The organism is Streptomyces sp. NRRL WC-3742, from assembly GCF_000720635.1.
In the GTDB taxonomy this organism is placed as follows: Bacteria; Actinomycetota; Actinomycetes; order Streptomycetales; family Streptomycetaceae; genus Kitasatospora.
On record NZ_JOCF01000029.1, the window covers coordinates 1 to 20311 of the forward strand.

General features: G+C 72.4%; 16 protein-coding genes, 1 tRNA gene and 1 riboswitch. Of the genes, 9 read left to right on the top strand and 8 right to left on the bottom strand.

Annotated elements, in window-relative coordinates:
- Positions 1-46 precede the first annotated feature (46 nt).
- The 4 genes from IH61_RS0117385 to IH61_RS0117400 all read right to left on the bottom strand — a co-directional run bounded on the left by IH61_RS0117385 (position 47) and on the right by IH61_RS0117400 (position 5824).
- Positions 47-1702, bottom strand: coding sequence for a dipeptide ABC transporter ATP-binding protein (locus tag IH61_RS0117385; protein ID WP_234327219.1), 1656 nt, complete (start codon positions 1700-1702; stop codon positions 47-49).
- A 102-nt stretch (positions 1703-1804) separates the two neighbouring features.
- On the bottom strand, positions 1805-2797 hold the full coding sequence (locus tag IH61_RS0117390) for an ABC transporter permease (protein WP_031070662.1): 993 nt from the start codon (positions 2795-2797) through the stop codon (positions 1805-1807).
- Positions 2798-2973: 176 nt separating this feature from the next.
- Positions 2974-4722: an ABC transporter substrate-binding protein gene (locus IH61_RS0117395; protein ID WP_031070663.1), complete on the bottom strand. Its 1749-nt coding sequence runs from the start codon at positions 4720-4722 to the stop codon at positions 2974-2976.
- A 106-nt stretch (positions 4723-4828) separates the two neighbouring features.
- A complete protein-coding gene (locus IH61_RS0117400) occupies positions 4829-5824 on the bottom strand; it encodes an ABC transporter permease (RefSeq protein WP_031070664.1) in 996 nt (331 codons plus the stop codon).
- A 326-nt stretch (positions 5825-6150) separates the two neighbouring features.
- A riboswitch (ZMP/ZTP riboswitch) is annotated at positions 6151-6249 on the top strand.
- A 20-nt stretch (positions 6250-6269) separates the two neighbouring features.
- On the opposite strand from IH61_RS0117400, the gene IH61_RS0117405 reads away from it, so the two are divergent.
- Entirely contained in the window at positions 6270-7742 is a 1473-nt protein-coding gene (locus IH61_RS0117405) for a glycine hydroxymethyltransferase (protein WP_031070667.1), read from the top strand.
- 130 nt (positions 7743-7872) lie between these two features.
- Here the strand turns inward: IH61_RS0117405 and IH61_RS0117410 are convergent, their stop codons facing one another.
- From IH61_RS0117410 to IH61_RS0117420, 3 genes are all read right to left on the bottom strand, one after another.
- Positions 7873-9318 carry an aldehyde dehydrogenase family protein gene (locus tag IH61_RS0117410; protein ID WP_051837289.1) on the bottom strand — a complete coding sequence of 482 codons (1446 nt, stop codon included), beginning with the start codon at positions 9316-9318 and terminating at the stop codon, positions 7873-7875.
- 176 nt (positions 9319-9494) lie between these two features.
- Positions 9495-11177, bottom strand: coding sequence for an APC family permease (locus IH61_RS0117415; RefSeq protein WP_031070670.1), 1683 nt, complete (start codon positions 11175-11177; stop codon positions 9495-9497).
- A gap of 265 nt (positions 11178-11442) precedes the next feature.
- Positions 11443-11527 (bottom strand) — tRNA-Leu (locus IH61_RS0117420).
- 286 nt (positions 11528-11813) lie between these two features.
- Between IH61_RS0117420 and IH61_RS0117425 the strand changes: the two genes are divergently transcribed.
- On the top strand, positions 11814-12398 hold the full coding sequence (locus tag IH61_RS0117425) for an ATP-binding protein (RefSeq protein ID WP_324607604.1): 585 nt from the start codon (positions 11814-11816) through the stop codon (positions 12396-12398).
- A 65-nt stretch (positions 12399-12463) separates the two neighbouring features.
- On the opposite strand, the gene idi is transcribed toward IH61_RS0117425, so the two are convergent.
- Entirely contained in the window at positions 12464-13108 is a 645-nt protein-coding gene (idi, locus tag IH61_RS0117430) for an isopentenyl-diphosphate Delta-isomerase (RefSeq protein WP_078911177.1), read from the bottom strand.
- A 543-nt stretch (positions 13109-13651) separates the two neighbouring features.
- On the opposite strand from idi, the gene IH61_RS0117435 reads away from it, so the two are divergent.
- From IH61_RS0117435 to hpnC, 7 genes are all read left to right on the top strand, one after another.
- A complete protein-coding gene (locus IH61_RS0117435) occupies positions 13652-14407 on the top strand; it encodes a sugar phosphate nucleotidyltransferase (RefSeq protein WP_031070676.1) in 756 nt (251 codons plus the stop codon).
- Positions 14395-15456, top strand: coding sequence for an iron-containing alcohol dehydrogenase family protein (locus IH61_RS0117440; protein WP_031070679.1), 1062 nt, complete (start codon positions 14395-14397; stop codon positions 15454-15456). Before IH61_RS0117435 ends, IH61_RS0117440 begins: the two co-directional genes overlap by 13 nt.
- 91 nt (positions 15457-15547) lie before the next feature.
- On the top strand, positions 15548-16285 hold the full coding sequence (locus IH61_RS0117445) for a CDP-alcohol phosphatidyltransferase family protein (protein WP_199823339.1): 738 nt from the start codon (positions 15548-15550) through the stop codon (positions 16283-16285).
- Positions 16282-17181 (top strand): glycosyltransferase family 2 protein, encoded by a 900-nt coding sequence (locus IH61_RS0117450; RefSeq protein WP_031070683.1) that lies wholly within the window; start codon positions 16282-16284, stop codon positions 17179-17181. The genes IH61_RS0117445 and IH61_RS0117450 overlap by 4 nt, the downstream gene beginning before the upstream one ends.
- Before the next feature lie 147 nt (positions 17182-17328).
- Positions 17329-18270 carry an ABC transporter permease gene (locus tag IH61_RS0117455; protein WP_031070685.1) on the top strand — a complete coding sequence of 314 codons (942 nt, stop codon included), beginning with the start codon at positions 17329-17331 and terminating at the stop codon, positions 18268-18270.
- Positions 18263-19072: an ABC transporter ATP-binding protein gene (locus tag IH61_RS0117460; protein ID WP_234327220.1), complete on the top strand. Its 810-nt coding sequence runs from the start codon at positions 18263-18265 to the stop codon at positions 19070-19072. Before IH61_RS0117455 ends, IH61_RS0117460 begins: the two co-directional genes overlap by 8 nt.
- A 247-nt stretch (positions 19073-19319) precedes the next feature.
- Positions 19320-20309, top strand: coding sequence for a squalene synthase HpnC (hpnC, locus tag IH61_RS0117465; protein WP_078911178.1), 990 nt, complete (start codon positions 19320-19322; stop codon positions 20307-20309).
- The last annotated feature ends 2 nt before the right edge of the window (positions 20310-20311 follow it).

The window sequence follows — 20311 nt, forward strand, 5'->3', positions numbered from 1 at the left end:
GCCCGGCCCCGCCCGGCCCCGCCCGGCCCCGCCCCGCCCGCGCGGCTCAGTGCGCGGCCGCCGCCAGCAGCTCCCGGGTGTACGCCGTGTGCGGCGCCGCGAACAGCCGGTCCCGGTCCGTCGACTCGACCAGGCGCCCCCGGTGCATCACCGCCACCCGGTCGCAGAAGTGCCGCACCACCGCCAGGTCGTGCGAGACGAACAGGAAGGCCACGTCCAGCCGTTCGCGCAGCTCCATCAGCAGGTTGAGCACCTGTGCCTGCACCGACACGTCCAGCGCGGAGACCGGCTCGTCCGCGATGATCAGCCGCGGCTCGGGCGCCAGCGCCCGGGCGATGCCGATCCGCTGGCGCTGCCCGCCGGAGAACTCGTGCGGGTAGCGGTCCAGGTGGTCGGGGGAGAGCCCGACCCGCTCGAGCAGCTCCGCCGCCCGCTCCCGCCGCCCGGCCGCGTCGAGCGGGGTGTGCAGTCGTAGCGGGGTGTCCAGCGTCCGGCCGATGGTGCGGCGCGGGTTGAGCGAGGCGTACGGGTCCTGGAAGACCAGCTGGATCTCGCGGCTGAGCCGGCGGCGCAGCTCGCGGTCCGGTCGGGTGACGTCCAGCCCGTCGTAGCGCACCCGCCCGCTCGTGGGCGCCTGCAGCCCGGCCAGGACCCGCGCGGTGGTGGACTTCCCGGAGCCGGACTCGCCGACCAGCCCGAGCGTCTCCCCGGGCGCGATCCGCAGCCCGACGCCGTCCACCGCCCGTACGGGCTCGGCGCGCAGCGAGGGAAGGCGCCGCCGCCCGGGGAAGTGCACGGACAGGTCCTCCACCTCCACCAGCCACCGCCCGTCCGGTCCGGGCGGCGCCACGGCCTCCCGCACCCGGAAGCGCGCCGCAGGTGACGGTGCGTCAACTGTCGGCAGCACACTGCCTGGTACGGAGTCCAGGCGCAGCGCCGCGCCCACCAGCGCCCGGGTGTACGGCTCGCGCGGTGCGGCCAGCAGCTCGGCGGTGGGCGCGGACTCGACCTGCGAGCCGCCGCGCATCACCAGCGTCCGGTCCGTCCGGCCGGCGACCACGCCCAGGTCGTGGCTGACCAGCAGGACGGCCGTCCCGTGCTCGCGCCGCAACTCCTCCAGCAGGTCGAGGACCTGCCGCTGCACCCGGGCGTCGAGGGCGGTGGTCGGCTCGTCCGCGATCAGCAGCCTCGGGTCGTTCATCAGCGCCATGGCGATCATCACCCGCTGGCGCATGCCGCCCGAGAACCGGTGCGGGTGGTCGCCGGCCCGGGCGGTGGCGATGCCGACGCGGTCGAGCATGGCCGCCGCCCGCCGCCGGGCCTCGGCGCGCGAGGAGCGTGGATGGTGCAGCCGGTACATCTCGGCGAGTTGGGCGCCGACGCCGTGGAACGGGCTGAGCGAGGTCAGCGCGTCCTGGAAGACCAGCGCCGCCCGCCCCCCGCGCACCTCGCGCAGCGCGGACTCCCCGGCATCGACCAACTCCCGCCCGTCCAGGCGGATCGAGCCGGTGACGGTGGTGGTGCGCGGATCGTGCAGGCCGAGCACGGCCAGCCCGACGGTGGACTTGCCCGAGCCCGACTCCCCGACCAGGCCCAGGACTTCACCCGGTGCGAGGTCGAAGGAGATGCCCCGTACGGCGGCCACGGGCGCACCGCCGCGCGGATCGGCGAAGCTCACCGTCAGGTCCCGCACGCTCAGCACCGGCTCCGAACCCGAGCCTGTACTGAAGCCCGAACCCGAACCCGAACCCGAACCCGAACGACTCCCCAACAGATCAAGCGACTTCATCGAGATCGACTCCCCTCAGCTCAGGCGGATGCGCGGATCGAGCCAGGCCACCGCCAGGTCGGCCAGCGCGACGAACAGCACCATGAAGCAGGCGGCCAGCAGCACCGCGCCGACCACGGCCGGGAGGTCCTGCCCCTCCACGGCCTCGGCGGCGAACCGCCCGACCCCGTTCAGCCCGAACACCGTCTCGGTGATCACGGCCCCGCCCAGCAGCACCCCGGCCTCCAGCCCGAGCAGCTGCACCAGCGGCCCGGCCGCCCCGCGCGAGGTGTACTTGAGGTGGGCGCGCAGCCGTCCGAGCCCCTTGGCCCGCGCGGTGCGCACGTACTCCTCGTTCATGGTCTCCAGCAGCTGCGCCCGTGAAAGCCGCGCGAACACCGCCGAGTTGACGAACCCGAGCACCAGCCAGGGCAGCAGCATCCCGCCCGCCCAGGCCCCGAGGTCCTCGGCCGGCGGGGTGTACGAGGGCAGCGGCAGCAGGCCCGTGGAGTACACCAGCGCCCACTGGGCGACGTACCCGAGGAAGTAGATCTGCACGCTGGCCCCGACCAGGGTGAAGCCGGCGAGCAGCCGGTCCGTGCGCCGGCCGTGGCGCAGCGCGGAGACGAACCCGGTGCCCAGGCCCAGCACCACCAGCACGGCGAGCGCCCCGGCGGTCAGCGAGAGGGTGACGGGCAGGTGGTCGGCCAGTGCCTCGGTGACGGGCTGGTGCAGCCGGTAGGAGTAGCCCAGGCACGGCGCGTCGCAGTGGATGACCGAGCCGTCGACGTCGCCGATGTCCCGCCCGGCGACGACCCCGCTCAGGTAGTCGGTGTACTGGGTGAGCAGCGGCTGGTCCAGGCCCATGCTCTGGCGCACCGCCGCGACCTGTCCGGCGTCGCAGCGCGGGCCGCAGGCGGCGCGGGCGGGGTCGGCGGGCGCGGCGTAGAAGAGGGCGAAGGCGGCGGCGGAGACCGCGACCAGGACGGCGAGTGCCTGGAGGACGCGCCGCAGGGCGAAGGAGAGCATGGCCGATCCGGGGGTCGACGAGACGGGGGCTGAGGACGAGCGCCAGGAGGAGCGCCAAGGGGAGCGCAAGGACGAGCGCCAGGAGGAGCGCCAAGAGGAGCGCCAAGGGGACCGCCAGGAGGAGCGCCCCGCCCCCGCGCCGGGAACACCGGACGCGGGAGCGGGCGAAGGGCACCTCAGGACTTCAGGTACAGCCAGCTCAGCCCGATCGTCCCGTAGATCGGGTGGATGAACGCCCCGCCCACGTTGGCGCCGCGCAGCTGGTTGACGGTCGGGTACGCGTACGGCAGCACCGGCACGTCCTTCATGACCGTCCGCTCCAGCGCGTACAGCTCCTTGGCCTTGGCGCGCGGCTCGCCGATCCGGTTGATCCGGTCGATCTCCTTGTCCACCTCGGGGTTGCGGTAGCGCGCCGCGTTGAGGTCGGCGCCGGCGCGGCCGTCGAAGGAGAAGGGGATCAGGGTGGAGGGCGTCGGCCAGTCGACGGAGGAGGTCTCCTCGAACAGGTCGTACGGCGAGTCGGCGCGGTGGACCTCGTCCAGGAAGGACTTGGGATCGATCGGCTTGGGGACGACCGTGATGCCCGCCTTGCCGAAGCCGTCCACGAGCACCTGCGCGACGCGCTGCCCGTTCGGCGTGTTCTTGTACCCGTACGTCAGGCTCGCGGGCGCCTGCTTGGCCTTGGCGAGTTCGGCCCTGGCGGCCTCCGGGTCGCCCTCGGGCCTGGCGGGGTACAGGTCGTACTTCTGCCAGTCGATGAGCGCGGGCGAGCTGAGGGTGGTGGCCAGTTCGCCGGTGCGGGAGCCGCCCTGGACCTGCCGGGCCTGCTGGCGCGGGTAGGCCAGGTGGAGGGCCTTGCGCACGGCGACGTCGGACACCCGCTCGTTGTTGACGACCAGCTGGGTGACGAAGGCGCCCTGGCGGCCGGAGACGACGAGCTCCTTGGCCTTCGGGTCGGTGTCGGCGCTCTGGTACAGCTCGGGGGAGAGGGTGTCGGCGGCGGTGGTGGCGTCGGCGCCGCCGTCGCGTCCGGACAGGATCTGCTGGTTGATGCTCAGCGTCTCCTTGCCGTAGGTGAAGACGAACCTGTCCGGGTACTGGTTGCGGATCGGGTCGGTCTCGGCCTTCCACGCCGGGTTGCGCTCGAGCACCATCCGGGTGTTCTGCACGTGCTCGGCGATCCGGTACGGGCCGGTGGCGAACGGAAGCCGGTCGTAGTCGGTGCCGGTGTCCTTGTCCCGGCGCACCGGGGCGGAGGAGGACTGCGCGGCCATGTACGGCACGTCGGCCTGCGGCTGCGGGAAGTGGAAGACGACGGTGCGCTCGTCCGGCGTCTCGATCGCGGCGAGGTCGCCGGACTGCGGGCCCGCGTACTTGGCGACCGCCGCCTCGTAGCCGGCCTCTCCGGTGAGCCACTGCGGCCAGTACGGCGGGCCGACCTCGTAGCCCTTGCCGAAGGTGCGCTCGATGCCGTACTTGACGTCCTGGGCGGTGATCGGTTTGCCGTCCTCCCAGGCGACGCCCTGCTTGAGCCTGTACGTCCAGGTGCGCCCGCCGTCGGCCGAGGTGCCGGTGTCGGTGGCGAGGTCGCCGACCAGCTTGGCCTTGCCGTCGACGACCTGGTACTGGGTCAGCTGGCGCCCCCAGAGCAGGGAGGCGCTGTAGGTGGCGCCCGCGTAGACCTTCTGCGGGTCCAGGTGGCGGAACTCGGTGGCGTTGTACACGTTGACCGTGCCGCCCGACCGGGCTCCGGCCACGGCCGGGGCGGGGCCCGCGCTCTCCTTCTCGGTGCCGAGCGCGGCGGTCAGCGGCGAGGTCTCCTTGGCCTGGGCGCCGCCCGAGCCGCTGTTGCTCGCGCCGGCCGAGCAGGAGGTCGCCAGCAGGGCGGTGGCGATGACGGCGAGCGACGGTTTGGTCCAGCGCATGGCGAATCTCTCCTCGGCCCCGGCGGATCGCGCCGGGGGTCTACTGAAGGAAGGGCGGAACGAGGGGTGGAACGAGGGGTGGAACGAGGGACGGAACGAAGGCGATTCAGCGGCCGCCGGCACGCGGATCGAGCACGTCCCGGACGGCGTCGCCGAGCAGGTTGAAGGCGAGGACGAAGACCAGCAGCGCCACGCCGGGGAAGACCATGTACGTCGGGTCGGCCTGGAAGACCTCCGAGCCGCGGGCGATCATCCGCCCCCAGTCCGGCACCGGCTCGGTGACGCCGACGCCGAGGAAGGACAGCGCGGCCTCGGAGGCCACGAAGGTCGGCACGGCCATGGTCGCGTGCACCAGCAGCTGCGAGCGGACGTTCGGCAGCAGTTCGCGCACGACGAGGTGGTAGCGGCCCGCCCCCTGCGCCCGGGCGGACTGCACGAAATCCCTTTCCCGGAGCGACCGGACGGTGGCCCGCAGGGAAAGCGCGAGCGGAATCCAGCCGAACGCGGAGAAGACGAGAATCAGCACCAGGAACTGCATCCATTCCGGCTCCGCGCTGCCCGGATCGACCAGCCGTGACTGGATGACCGGGCTGAGCGCCAGCAGCAGGAGCAGGGTGGGAAAGGCGAGCAGCACATTGGCCAGGAATCCGAACAGCCGGTCCGCGATCCCGCCGAGGTAGCCGATCGCGACGCCCGCGAGCACCCCGATCGAGGTGGTCACGACGGCGGCGGCGCCCGCGATCAGCAGCGAGGTGCGGATGCCGTACAGCAGCTGGGTGAGGACGTCCCGCCCGAGCCCGGGCTCGAGGCCGAACCAGAACTCGCCCGAGATCCCGCCGTTGGCGGCCATCGGCAGCCCGCCGTCACTGAGCAGGCCGGGGGTGTTCTGGCCGTAGTGCTCGAGCGGGTTCCTGCCGTAGAGCGAGGCGACGAGCGGGGCCGCCGCGGCGAGCAGCAGGAACAGCAGGACGACGGCGAGGGCGGCGGCGCCGACCCGGTCGCGCAGCAGCCGGCGCAGCAGGCCCGGCGCGGCGGACGCGGCGGGCGCGGAGGCCGGGGCGGGGGGCGTGGTGGGATCTGGGACGGTGTCGACCACTGCCATGAGAGGCGTACTCCCCGAATTCTCGGCCGCCCCATGGGTGAGGGTGCGCTGATGGGCATTTCCGGTGGGGGCTTCTGGGGTTTTCCCGTCGGCCTCACGGGCCACATCAGATCGGATACATCGGATGCCAGGCAAATCCCTCCGAGGTGGTCGGAGGGAATTCCTGCCGCATTGTTTCGGGAAATGTGGCGGCTTCGTTTCGCCGCAACACCGCCGATACGGGAGGACATCCAGGGAACATCCAAGGAACGGACATAAGCCCCGAATCCCCCTCCCGTCCCGCATTCTGAGACCTCCGCCACAGCCCCCGCCGGATTGGTACGATCCCGGTGGGCCGCGACTGGCGCGCACGGATGGAATCGACCATCGGGAAGCGGCCCCGTGAATCCTCACGCCTGAAGTTGCCGAGCGCCTGGGCCGCCCGCATCGCCGTCAGGAGACCGCCATGGCCCAGCAATCCCCGCTTCCCGCCCCGCACACCGCCGCCGGCCCGGCCGCCAACACCGCCTTCCGCAACGCCCTCGACGTCGTCGCCGAGGTCGAGCCGCGCATCGCGGCCGCCATCGGCCGGGAGATCGAGGACCAGCGCGCCTCCCTCAAGCTCATCGCCAGCGAGAACTACGCCTCCCCGGCCGTCCTGCTCGCCATGGGCAACTGGCTCAGCGACAAGTACGCCGAGGGCACCGCCGGCCGCCGCTTCTACGCCGGCTGCCGCAACGTCGACACCGTCGAGACGATCGCCGCCGAGCACGCCCGCGAACTCTTCGGCGCCGACCACGCCTACGTCCAGCCGCACTCCGGCATCGACGCCAACCTCACCGCCTTCTGGGCCGTCCTCTCCCAGCGCGTCGAGAGCCCCGCCCTGGAGCGGGCGAAGGTCCGCAACGTCAACGACCTCACCGAGGCGGACTGGGCGCAGCTGCGCCAGGAGCTCGGCAACCAGCGCATGCTCGGCATGTCCCTGGACACCGGCGGCCACCTCACCCACGGCTTCCGCCCCAACATCTCGGGCAAGATGTTCGAGCAGCGCAGCTACGGCACCGACCCGGCCACCGGCCTGATCGACTACGACGCCCTGCGCGAGAGCGCCCGCGAGTTCCGCCCGCTCATCCTGGTCGCCGGCTACTCCGCCTACCCGCGCCGGGTGGACTTCGCGAAGATGCGCGAGATCGCGGACGAGGTCGGCGCGACCCTCATGGTCGACATGGCGCACTTCGCGGGCCTGGTCGCGGGCAAGGTGTTCACCGGCGACTACGACCCGGTCCCGCACGCCCACATCGTCACCACGACCACCCACAAGTCCCTGCGCGGCCCGCGTGGCGGCATGGTGCTGAGCACCGCCGAGCTGGCCGAACACGTGGACCGCGGCTGCCCGTTGGTGCTGGGCGGCCCGCTCTCCCACGTGATGGCCGCCAAGGCGGTCGCCTTCGCCGAGGCCCGCCGTCCCGAGTTCCGGGCGTACGCGCAGGCCGTGGTGGACAACGCCCGGGCGCTCGCCGAGGGCCTGCTGAGCCGCGGCACCGCGCTGGTGACCGGCGGCACCGACAACCACCTCGTGCTCGCCGACGTCTCCGGCCACGGCCTGACGGGCCGTCAGGCCGAGGCGGCGCTGCTGGACTCGGGCATCGTCACCAACCGCAACTCCGTGCCGCAGGACCCGAACGGCGCCTGGTACACCTCGGGCGTGCGCCTGGGCACCCCGGCGCTGACCACCCGGGGCCTGGGCGCCACCGAGATGGACGAGATCGCGGGCCTCATCGACACCGTCCTTCGCGCCGCCACCCCGACCACCACCGCCAACGGCGCTGCCTCCAAGGCGGGTTACACCCTGGAGGCGACCGTCAGCGAGGGCGTCGCCAAGCGCGCCGCCGACCTGCTCGCGCCCTTCCCGCTCTACCCGGGCGTCGACCTGGCCTGACCGGCCCGGGAGCCTGAGTCACAGGGGGTCTGACCGACCCAGGAGCCTGAGTCACAGGGGTCTCGACCCAGGAGCCTGACGGGCCCAGGAAGCCGGGGCGGGAGATGAACCCGCCCCGGCCCCAACCCCCTCAGTACTGCAGCGACTTGTAGGTGAGGAACTCCTCCAGCCCGTGCCGCCCCAGCTCCCGCCCGAGGCCCGAGCTCTTGTAACCCCCGAACGGCGCCAGCGGGTTGAAGCGCCCGCCGTTGAGGTCCACCTGCCCGGTGTCGAGCCGGCGGGCGAAGGCGGCGGCGGTCTCGGTGTCGGCGGCCCAGACGCCCCCGGCCAGGCCGTACGGCGTGCCGTTGGCGAGTTCGGCGGCGTGGTCCTTGTCCCGGTAGGGCAGGACGACCAGGACGGGCCCGAAGATCTCCTCCTGGGCGACGGTCATCTCCGGTGTCACGTCGGCGAGTACGGTCGGGCGGACGTAGTAGCCGGTGGGCAGGCCCTCGACGGGTTCGGAGCCGCCGACGACCAGCCGGGCGCCCTCGGCCAGCGCGCCGTCGAGGTACCTGCGCACCCGCGCCAGCTGCTCGGCGTTGACCAGCGGCCCTATCCGGGTCCGCGGGTCGGCCGGGTCGCCCGGCACGTACTTGGCGCACGCCTCGGCGGCGAGTTCCACCGCCTCCTCGTACCGGTCCTCGTGCACCAGCAGCCGCGTCCACGCGCTGCACGTCTGGCCGGAGTTGGCGAACACGTTGGCGACGTTGACGTTCACCGCGCGCGCCAGGTCCGCGCCCGGCAGCACCACGTTGGCGGACTTGCCGCCCAGCTCCAGGGCGACGCGCTTGAGGGCGCGCCCGGCCGTCGCGGCCACTTCCCGGCCGACGCCGGTGGAGCCGGTGAAGGAGACCAGGTCGACTCCCGGGTGCGCGATCAGCGCCGCCCCGGCCTCCGTGCCGGTGCCCGTCACCAGGTTGAACACCCCGGCGGGGAAGCCCGCCTCGTGCACCAGCCGGGCGAACAGCCGGGCCACCAGCGGGGTGTCCTCGGCGGGCTTGAGCACCACCGGGCAGCCGGCCGCCAGCGCCGGGACGACCTTGGCCACGATCTGGTGCAGCGGGTAGTTCCACGGCGTGATCGCCGCGACGACCCCGGCCGGCTCGGCGAGCACCACCGAGTTGCCGATCCGCTCCTCGAAGGGGTGCTCGGCCAGCAGCGCCAGGTAGGACCCGGCCACGGTCAGCGGCAGCCCGGCGTGGACGGCCGCGGCGAAACCGACCGGGGCGCCGAGTTCGGCGACGACCGTCGCGGTGATCTCCTCCTGCGCGGCGGCGAGCCCGTCCCGCAGCCGGGTCAGCGGGGCGAGCCGTTCCTCCCGCGCGGTGGCGCCCCAGGCCCGTGCCGCCCGGCGGGCCGCGGCCACCGCGGCGTCCACGTCGGCGGCCCCGCCGGCCGGCACGCTCGCGAGCACCTGCTCGGTGGCCGGGTTCAGCACGGTGATCGCCCCGGCGTCCCGGGAGGGCCGCCAGGCACCGTCGATGTACTGGTCGCCGTGCTCCGCGTACCCGGCGTGCTCCGCGTGCTGCTGCACCGCTGGTCCTCTCGTCCGATCAGCCGTCTCTTCAACTACCGCTGCTGGTTGACGGCCAGTCAAGGCGCCCGGGGCCGGTGCGCGCAAGGGTCGATGTCCGAGCGCCGGGTACGCGAAAGGGCCGGTCGGCCCCTGACAGTGCAGGGGCCGACCGGCCCTTCTCACGTACCCGGGTGTCAGCTCCGCTGCGAAGCCGCGCCCGCGCCCGCGCCCACGACCGCGTCGACCGGGGCCGCCTCGGCCGCCTCGGCGGCCTGAGCCTCCTCGATCTCCCGGCGCACCTCGGCCAGCGAGGGGTTCGCCCAGGCGCTGGCGACGCCCCAGTAGTAGAACGCCAGGCCGATGCCGGCCACGATCAGCATGTCCCAGCCCTCGGGCAGGCGCCCGTTGCCGCCGAAGTCCTTGCTGCCGGCCCAGGAGACGCCGGCCATGACGAACAGGTAGGCCACCATCCAGGCGCCGGCCTTGAGGTGCGGCTTGAGCTCGGCGAGCGGCTTGCGCAGCTCGTACCAGGCCCAGATCGGCACGCCGGCGGCCATCAGCAGGATGACCTTGCCGGTGAGCGGCCAGCGGGCCCAGTAGAGCACCAGCGAGCCGAAGACCATGGCGACGGGCGCGATCACCGGCATGGCCCGCAGCTTCACCGGCCGGGGCAGGTCGGGCGCGAGGCGGCGCAGCGACATCACGGCGACGGGGCCGGTGATGTACGAGATGACGGTGGCCACCGAGACGATCTCGGCGAGCGAGCCCCAGCCGCGGAAGACGGCGAGGAAGCCGAAGGCGACGACCAGGTTGAGCACCAGCGCGGGGCGCGGGATGCCGGTCTTGGCGTCGACCCGGCCGAAGAGCTTGGGCAGGTGGCCGTTCTCCTGCACGCCGTGGATCATGCGCGAGGTGGTGGCGGCGTAGATCATGCCGGTGCCGGAGGGCGAGATGAACGCGTCCGCGTAGAGCAGGATCGCCAGCCAGTTGATGCCCCAGGCGATGGCCAGGTCGGCCAGCGGCGAGGTGTAGGACAGGCTGCTCCAGCCGCCCGAGAGGTCCGCGGCGGGGATCGCGCCGAGGAAGGCGATCTGCAGCGCCACGTAGATGACCAGGGCGATGAGGATCGAGCCGATGACGGCCTTCGGCAGGGACTTGCCGGGGTTGCGGGCCTCGCCGGCCATGTTCAGCGGGGACTGGAAGCCGTTGAAGGCCCAGACGATGCCGGAGACGGCGACGGCGGTGAACACCGCGCTCCAGCCGTTCGGCGCGAAGCCGCCGTGGTCGGTGAAGTGGGCGGTGTCGAAGTGGGCGAGCAGCAGCGCGCCGGCGGTCAGCGTCGGCACGACGACCTTGAAGACGGTGATCGCGGTGTTGGTCTTGGCGAACAGCGTGATCGCGAACCAGTTCAGCGCGAAGTAGACGAGCAGCAGCACGCTGGCCAGCCCGACCCCGCTGAGGGTCAGCTCCTTGCCGTCGTACAGCCCCTTGGCCCAGCCGAAGTCCCAGGAGCTCATGTACTGGACGGAGGCGGTGGCCTCGCCGGGGATCACCGAGACGATGGCGATCCAGTTGGCCCAGGCGGCCAGGTAGCCCGCCAGCGAGCCGTGCGAGTACTGGCCGTAGCGGACCATGCCGCCGGCCTTGGGGAACATCGAGCCGAGCTCGCTGTAGGTGAGCGCGATGGTCAGTGCCACCGCGGCCCCGATGACCCAGGCGAGGATCGACGCGGGGCCGGCCAGCTTGGCGGCGCGCTCGGCGCCGAAGAGCCACCCCGACCCGATGATCGACCCGAGCCCGACGGCCGTGAGGCTGATCGTGCCGAGGGACCGGCGGTAGTTCTTGTGTGACGCCGTCGACGTGTCGGGCTCACTCAACGTATCGGTCCCCTCGCTCGTGGTCCATCGGGTGGAGTCGTTTTTCTACGGATTTGCCCGCCTGTTCGGGGCAAACGGAAAGCAGCCTATGGGCCGAAATCGGGCGAATACCTCATGGGAAGCTCAAACGGCTCGATCGTTGCCATCTCGTGTCCGAACTTTTCGAACGACGAAGCGGCCCGGTGCGCGGTAGGTCACGGGGCTGCGGCGGGAAACGAAAAATTCCCCGTGGATTCCTTGGGGGATTCCACGGGGAATTCGGCTGTGTCCGAGGGGGGACTTGAACCCCCACGCCCGATAAAGGGCACTAGCACCTCAAGCTAGCGCGTCTGCCATTCCGCCACCCGGACGGGGTGTGTGCTTCGGGGACTTTCTGTTCGCCCCCTCGGCGACAGAGAGAACATTACCAGGGTTCCGGAGTGGTCCTCACCAGCGTTTCCGCCGGTGGGGACGGTCGGGGCGCCCGGGGTGGGTGGGACGGCTCGCGAACGTGCTCGAAAACGGGCCGAAGCGGTGCGGAGCGCGAAGCAAGCGGTCGACTTCAGTGGTGCGCGCGATCGGTTCCGGACACAACCGGTCCGACACGGGCAACTTGTCGCCGGTGCCACGGCTGCGGGGGCCGCTCTCCTAGCCTCTGTGCACCAAGGGCGCCCCGAGTGGAACGCCTGGTTCCCGGACGGTTCCCGGGTCGCGGACGAAGGGCGGCTGGACGTGGAGCAGATCAGCGGGGCGGCGAAGGCCGAGCCGAGACCCGGCGGCCGGCGCCGCGCGCCCGCCGGGCCGTCCGGACCGGTCGAGGGAGTCTGGCGCTTCCCGGTGCCCGCCGAGCAGGCGTCGGTGCCGCTCACGCGCCACGCCGTACGGGACCGGCTGCTCGCCCAGGGCATGACGGGGGTGCGCTACCAGGAGCTGGTGGACGACCTGCTGCTGATCGTCTCGGAGCTGGTGGGCAACGCGGTGACGCACGCCGCCGAGATGACCCCCCAGGTCACCACCGAGCTGAGCGTGCGCCGGGGCTGGGTACGGGTCTCCGTCGAGGACGGTGACCCGCACCACCCCAAGGCGCAGGAGAGCGACACCGGCCGCACCGGCGGGCGGGGCCTGCTGCTGGTCAAGAGCGTGACCCTGCAGGCCGGCGGGGTCTGCGACGTGGAGCGGACGGGGGAGGGCGGCAAGGTGATCTGGGCCTCGCTGCCCGTCCCCCCGGAGCCCGAGGACTGACGGGCGGCCTGGCGGACGGGCTCACGGACGGCTGGCGGACGGCGTCGGACGACCTGCCGGACGACCTACCAGTCCCGCCCGGCGATCTCCCGGATGCCCGGCAGCGCCGCCTCGAAGACCGTCTCGAACCACACCGAGAACGGCCGCTCGGCCCGCAGCTCCCGCAGCTCCTGCGCGGTCACGAAGGCGAAGTCGTCCACCTCGTCCGGGTCCGGCACCACCGGCGCGGTGACCAGCCCGACGAACAGGTGGTTCCACTCCCGCTCGATCAGCCCGGACGCCTCGTCCGGCAGGTCGTAGCGCACCGTGCCGGCCTCGCACAGCAGCGCCGGCGCGACGCCCAGCTCCTCGGCGGTGCGGCGCGCGGCGGCGACGAAGGGCGGCTCGTCCGGGTACGGGTGGCCGCAGCAGGTGTTCGACCAGACGCCGGGGGAGTGGTACTTGCCCAGCGCCCGGCGCTGGAGCAGCAGCCGGCCCTGGCGGTCGAACAGGAACACCGAGAACGCCCGGTGCAGCCGGCCCGGCTGCTGGTGGGCCCAGAGCTTCTCGCCGGTGCCGATCGTGACGCCCTCGTCGTCGACGAGCTCCAGCAGGATCTCGGTGCCCGCACCTGAGGTGGCAGCCACCGAGACATCGGTCTCCACGTCGAGACCGGTGTCGATCTCCGCTGCGAAGTGCGTCGGGTCGGTCGGCAGACTCTGGGGGGGCATGGGGCCTCTTTCGGGAGCGGGACCAGGAGCGGGACCAAGCGGAACGCGCCCGGCGGACCGGCCGGGCGCGGCGGACGCGGCGGGGGGTGCCGGCGCCGTCACCGGGGGTCAAGTGTGCCGTATGGGTGGTGCCCGGCACCGGCCACACGCACAATCGGGCGGATCATGACCCGGAGGAGTTTCGGTCCGTGCAGAGACGGGCGGAACCTTCCCCCGAACGCCGGATTTCCTTCGAAGATCCATACGATTAACGTTCGAATTCCGTTCGGGCCGCCGCCCTGCCGCCGCCCTGCCACCGCCCCGCCGCCGACCCGGAATCGCCCCGCTGCCGACCCGTCGCCCGCCCGTCGCCGGCGCCCCGCCCGCCCGTCGCGACGCCCCCGGCCGCGTTCCGGCCGGTCGCCCGGGTCGCCTACCATCGCATACGACGCGGTGACCGCATCCGCGCCCGTACGGGCGCGCCGCCGCCCGGTCGGGCGAAGCGGCACCGGTGTCCCTCGGCACACCCCCCTGTGCACCGCACGACGGATCAGGAGACCCCGCATGATCGGCCTCGTTCTCGCAGCCGGCGCCGGCCGCCGGCTGCGCCCGTACACCGACGCCCTGCCCAAGGCGCTGGTGCCGGTCGACGGGGAGCGGACCGTCCTGGACCTCACCCTGCGCAACTTCGCCGAGGTCGGCCTGCGCGAGGCCGCGATCGTCGTCGGCTACCGCAAGGAGGCCGTGTACGACCGCAAGGACGCCCTCGAGGCGAAGTACGGCGTCAAGCTCCACCTGGTCGAGAACGACAAGGCCGAGGAGTGGAACAACGCCTACTCCCTCTGGTGCGCCCGCGAGCTGTTCGCCGAGGGCCTCCTGCTCGCCAACGGCGACACCGTCCACCCCGCCTCCGTCCAGCGGACCATGCTCGAGGGCAACCGCCGGCTGGAGGAGGCCGGCCGCGCCCCCGGCATCCTGCTCGCCCTCGACACGGTGAAGAAGCTCGCCGACGAGGAGATGAAGGTCGTCGTCGACCCGGCCGCCGGCATGCGCCGCATCACCAAGCTGATGGACCCGGCCGAGGCCACTGGCGAGTACATCGGCGTCACCGTGATCAACCCCTCCGCCGCCGCCGACCTCACCGACGCGCTGCGCGCCACCTACGAGCGCGACCCGCAGCTGTACTACGAGGACGGCTACCAGGAGATGGTGAACCGGGGCCTGCGCATCGACGTGCAGCCCATCGGCGAGGTCTCCTGGGTCGAGGTCGACAACCACGACGACCTGGCGAAGGCGCGGGAGATCGCGTGCCGGTACTGACCCGACTCGTCCCGTCGCCGCTCTTCGTCGAGATCCGCCCGGGCGCCCTGGACGCGCTCGGCGGCATCCTCGCCGACCAGAGGCTGTCGGCCTTGGGCCGGATCGCGGTGGCGATCAGCAACGGCTCCGGCACGGCCATGCGCCGCCGCCTGGAGCCGGCCCTGCCCGGCGCCGACTGGTACAACGTGGACGACGGCAGCCTCGACAGCGCCGTCAGCCTGGCCGAGTCGATGCGCGGCGGCCACTACGACGCGATCGTGGGCCTGGGCGGCGGCAAGATCATCGACGCCGCCAAGTACGCCGCCGCCCGCGTGGGCCTGCCGATCGTCGCCGTGGCCACCAACCTGGCCCACGACGGCATCTGCTCGCCCGTCTCCACCCTCGACAACGACGCCGGCCGCGGCTCCTACGGGGTGCCCAGCCCGATCGGCATCGTCGTCGACCTCGACGTGATCCGGCAGGCGCCGCAGCGCTTCGTCGCGGCCGGCATAGGGGACGTCGTCTCCAACATCTCCGCCTGCGCCGACTGGGAGTTGTCACACGCCGTCACCGGCGAGCCGGTGGACGGACTGGCGGTGGCGATGGCCCGCTCGGCCGGCGAGAACCTCCTGCGGCACCCGGGGAGCACGCAGGACCAGGACCTCCTGACGGCCCTGGCCGAAGCCCTGGTACTGTCCGGCATCGCGATGAACATCGCTGGCAGCACCCGGCCTTCCTCGGGCGCCTGTCACGAGATCTCGCATGCCCTGGACGTGCTGCACCCCAAGCGCTCCGCCCAGCACGGCGAACAGGTCGGCCTCGGCGCGGCGTTCGCCAGCTTCCTGCGGGGCGAACGCGAGCTGTCCGGTCTGATCGTGGAACGCCTGGCGCGCCACGGCCTGCCGGTGACCGCAGCTCAAATCGGCTTCACGGATGCGGAGTTCACCGAAGCGGTGCACTACGCTCCGAACACCCGACCGGGGCGCTTCACCATCCTGGAACACCTCGACCTCTCCCCCTCCGCGATCAGGGACGCGTACGCCGACTATGTCCAAGCCGTCAACAGCTGACCCCTCCACCGCGGGCGCCGCACCGCCCCCGGTCGACCTGACCCGCCGGCCCTCGATCGAGGAGCTGCGCGCGGTGATCCACCCGGAGGGCATGCTCCAGCGCCGCAGCGCCGAGCACTGGGCCGGGCGCCTCTACATGCGGAAGATCTCGCTGCGGATCACCCGCGTGCTCTCCACCATGACGGCGATCACGCCCAACGGCCTGACCTACCTGATGATGCTCACCGGCGTCCTCGCCGGCGCGGCCCTCGTCCTGCCGGGCCTGACCGGCGCGATCCTGGGCGCCCTGCTGATCCAGGTCTACCTGCTGCTGGACTGCGTGGACGGGGAGGTGGCCCGCTGGCGCCGCCAGACCTCGCTCACCGGCGTCTACCTCGACCGCGTCGGCCACTACATGTCCGAGGCGGCCCTGCTGACGGGCCTGGGCCTGCGCGCCACCGACCTGTTCCACCGCGAGGGCGCCGGCTCCCACTGGGAGTGGGCCTTCCTCGGCACCCTGGCCGCCCTCGGCGCGATCCTCATCAAGTCCGAGACGGACCTGGTGGACGTGGCCCGCGCCCGCAGCGGCCTGACGGCCGTCGAGGACAGCGCCTCCGTGCCCCGCTCGGCCTCGGTCGCCCGGGCCCGCCGCGCCGCCGCCTTCCTCAAGTTCCACCGCCTGGTCGGCGCCGTCGAGGCGTCGCTGCTCATCCTGGCCGCCGGCGTCGCCGACGCCGTCCACGGCGGGCTGCTGTTCACCCGCCTCGCGGTCGTGGTCCTGGCGGCGATCGCCATGCTCCAGACCGTGCTGCACCTGCTGAGCATCGTCCTCTCGAGCAGGCTGCGATGAGCGCCCCGGCCACTGCGGACGCCTTCCGCCTCGGCGCCGTGATCATCACGATGGGCAACCGGCCCGCCGAGCTCAACGCCCTGATCGAGTCCGTCCGCGCCCAGGAGGGCCCGGCCGTCGAACTGGCCGTCGTCGCCAACGGCGCCCCGCTGCCCCCGCTGCCCGAGGGCGTGCGCACCGTCGAGCTGCCCGAGAACCTCGGCATCCCCGGCGGACGCAACGTGGGCATCGAGCTGTTCGGCCCCGACGGCCGGGACGTCGACGCCGTCCTCTTCCTGGACGACGACGGGCACCTGCCGCGCACCGACTCGGCCCGCCTACTGCGCGAGGCGTTCACCGCCGACCCGGAGCTGGGCATCGTCTCCTTCCGGATCGCCGACCCGGACACCGGCGTCACCCAGCGCCGCCACGTCCCCCGGCTGCGCGCCAGCGACCCGCTGCGCTCCTCCCGGGTGACGACCTTCCTCGGCGGCGCCAGCGCCGTGCGCTGCAAGGTGTTCGAGAACGCCGGGCAGCTGCCCGGCGAGTTCTTCTACGCCCACGAGGAGACCGACCTCGCCTGGCGCGCGCTGGACGCCGGCTGGGCCATCGACTACCGGGCGGACGTCGTCCTGCACCACCCGACGACCTCCCCCGCCCGGCACGCCACGTACTTCCACAACGTGGCCCGCAACAGGGTCTGGCTCGCGAGGCGGAACCTTCCGGCCCTGTTGGTGCCTCTCTATCTGGGAACCTGGTTCCTGCTGACCCTGGCCCGACGCCCCTCCCCGGAGGCGCTGAAGGCTTGGTGGGGCGGATTCCGGGCGGGCTGGCGCGAACCCGGTGGTCCCCGTCGGCCCATGCGATGGCGTACCGTTTGGCGACTGACCAGGCTGGGACGCCCTCCGGTCATCTGATCCATCCGTGATCGGACGACCGATCGCCACGGCCGGTGGCCCCCCGCCGGCCCTTCTCTCCCGTGATCCCAGTGGATCCCCATCGGCGCAAGGCCGGCGGACCCCCGCCGACCGGCCGCCCCGACCGATCCCGCGTGAAGGACGAATGTGTCGACAGTGAGTGAACCCGTCAGCCTCTCAGCCCCCACGGGGGCGGACGCGGGATTGACCCCCAAGCAGCTTGCGGACAAGTACGGACTGTCGGTGAGCGGCGCCCGTCCCGGCCTGATCGCCTACACCAGGCAGCTGTGGGCCCGGCGCCACTTCATCTGGGCCTTCGCCACCGCCCGACTGGTGGCCCAGTACACGGACGCCAAGCTCGGCCAGCTGTGGCAGGTCGTCACCCCGCTCCTCAACTGCGGCGTGTTCTACCTGGTCTTCGGCGTCATCCTGGCGAACAAGCGCGGCTTCCCGGGCAACACCTACATCGCGTGGCTGTGCATCGGAGTCTTCGTCTTCCAGTTCACCCAGAACGCGGTGCAGTCCGGCACCCGGGCGATCTCCGACAACCTCGGCCTGATCCGGGCGCTGCACTTCCCGCGCGCCAGCCTGCCGATCGCCTTCACGGTCATCCAGCTCCAGCAGCTGCTGATCTCGATGGTGGTGCTGGTCGTCACCGTGCTGTCCGCCGGGATCGCCCCGGGCCGGACCTGGCTGCTGATCATCCCCGCGCTGATCCTGCAGACCCTGTTCAACACCGGCGTCTCCCTGGTGTTCGCCCGGATCGGCGCCAGGACCAGCGACATCTCCCAGCTGATCCCGTTCGTGATGCGCGCCTGGATGTTCCTGTCCGGCGTCATGTTCCCCATCCAGGACAAGAGCGAGCACTGGGCGCCGATCATCCAGAAGATCGTGGCCGCCAACCCGGCCTCGGTCTACATGGACCTGCTGCGCCACGCGTTCGCGCCGGTCATCTACGACAAGCACCAGAGCGCCCACCAGGAGCTCCCGCCGCATCTGTGGGCCTACGGCCTCGTGTGGGGCGTCGGGATGTTCGTCGTCGGATACGTCTTCTTCTGGAAGGCCGAGGAGGAGTACGGCCGTGGCTGACACCGACCTGAGCAAGCGCGACGCCGTCCCGGCGGTGGACATCGCCCGCGAACCCACCGTCGTCGTCGACGACGTGCACATCGTCTACCGGGTGCACGGCGCCGGCTCCGGCAAGGGCAGCGCCACCTCGGCCCTGAGCCGCATCATCAGCCGCAGGCGCGCCGCCGGCGTGCGCGAGGTGCACGCCGTGCGCGGCGTCAGCTTCACCGCCTACAAGGGCGAGGCGATCGGCCTGATCGGCTCCAACGGCTCCGGCAAGTCGACCATGCTGTCCGCCATCGCCGGCCTGCTGCCCACCGAGAAGGGCGGCATCTACACCAACGGCCAGCCCTCGCTGCTGGGCGTCAACGCGGCGCTGATGAACGAGCTGACCGGCGAGCGCAACGTCATCCTCGGCTGCCTGGCCATGGGCATGTCCCCGGCCGAGGTCCGCTCCCGCTACCAGGACATCGTCGACTTCTCCGGCATCAACGACAAGGGGGACTTCATCTCCCTGCCGATGCGCACCTACTCCTCCGGCATGGGCGCCCGCCTGCGGTTCTCCATCGCCGCCGCCAAGACCCACGACGTGCTGCTGATCGACGAGGCCCTCGCCACCGGCGACCAGGCGTTCCAGCAGCGCAGCAAGAAGCGGATCGAGGAGCTGCGCGCCTCCGCCGGTACCGTCTTCCTGGTCAGCCACGACAACAACTCGATCCGCGAGGTCTGCGAGCGCACGATCTGGATCGAGCACGGCGAGCTGGTCATGGACGGCCCCACCGACGAGGTCGTCGGCCGCTACGAGCGCGGCGAGCGCCCGTAGCCCCGCGCAACCCCGCCCTGACCAGGGGCCGGTCCCGGAAACCCTCCGGGACCGGCCCCTGGTCGTTGTGCCCCCGCCCGTTGTGCCCCCGCCCGTACCTCCGGCGGGGTGAGCGCCACCGTGCGCCGGGCGGGGCGCCCTTTCTCCGCGCGCCCCGGGGTGCGAGGCTCGTGTGTCGGACGTGGCGCCCGCGCTCGGACGCGTGTCCGAGTCGGACCGCTCATACCGAGCGGTGTAGAACGGGGGAGTGACAGCAGTGTCGGCTTCGGCCCAGCCCAGTGAAACCCCGCAGACCCCGCCCACGGGCCAGACCCTGGCGAAGGCGGCGGCCGAGAACTTCCCGGTCGCCCCGTTCTTCCTGCCCGGGGCCTGGCGCGACGACCTGATGGCGGTCTACGGCTTCGCCCGGCTGGTCGACGACGCCGGCGACGGCGACCTCGCCGACCCGGGCGCCACCGCCGCCCTCCTCGGAGCCGCCCAGGCACCCCCCGCCACCCCTTCGGCCCAGTCCGGCCCGCCGAGTCCGGCCGAGACCGCCTTCCGGCTCTCCCTGCTCGACGCGCTCGAGCGCGACCTCGACCGGGTCTTCGAGTCCGCCCTGCACCCCGCGGGCGCCGAACGGCCCCTCCACCCGCTGATGGCCGGCCTCGTCCCCGTCGTCGACCGGCACGCGCTCACCCCCGAGCCGTTCCGCCGTCTGATCGAGGCCAACCGGGTGGACCAGACCACCTCCCGCTACGCCACCTACGACGACCTGGCCGGTTACTGCACCCTCTCCGCCGACCCGGTCGGCCGCCTCGTCCTGGCCATCGCCGGATTCTCCACCCCCGAGCGCATCGCCCTCTCCGACGCGATCTGCACCGCCCTCCAGCTGGCCGAGCACCTGCAGGACGTGGCCGAGGACCTCGCCGCGGGCCGGATCTACCTGCCCCAGGAGGACCTCGAGCGCTTCGGCGTCACCGAGGAGGACCTCGCGGCCCCCTCCGCGAACGGGGCCGTGCGGGAACTGATCGCCTTCGAGACCGAACGGGCCCGCACCCTGCTCGACCGGGGCGCACCATTGGTAGGTACGGTTCGGGGGAGGCTTCGACTGCTCCTCGCGGGATTCACCGCAGGCGGCTACGCGGCCCTGGCGGCCGTCGAGGACGCCGGGTACGACGTGCTCGCCCGGCAGGCGAAGCCGGACAAGCGCCGCCTCGCAGCGAAGGCGGCGGCAATCTTCGCGAAGGGAAGGTGAAC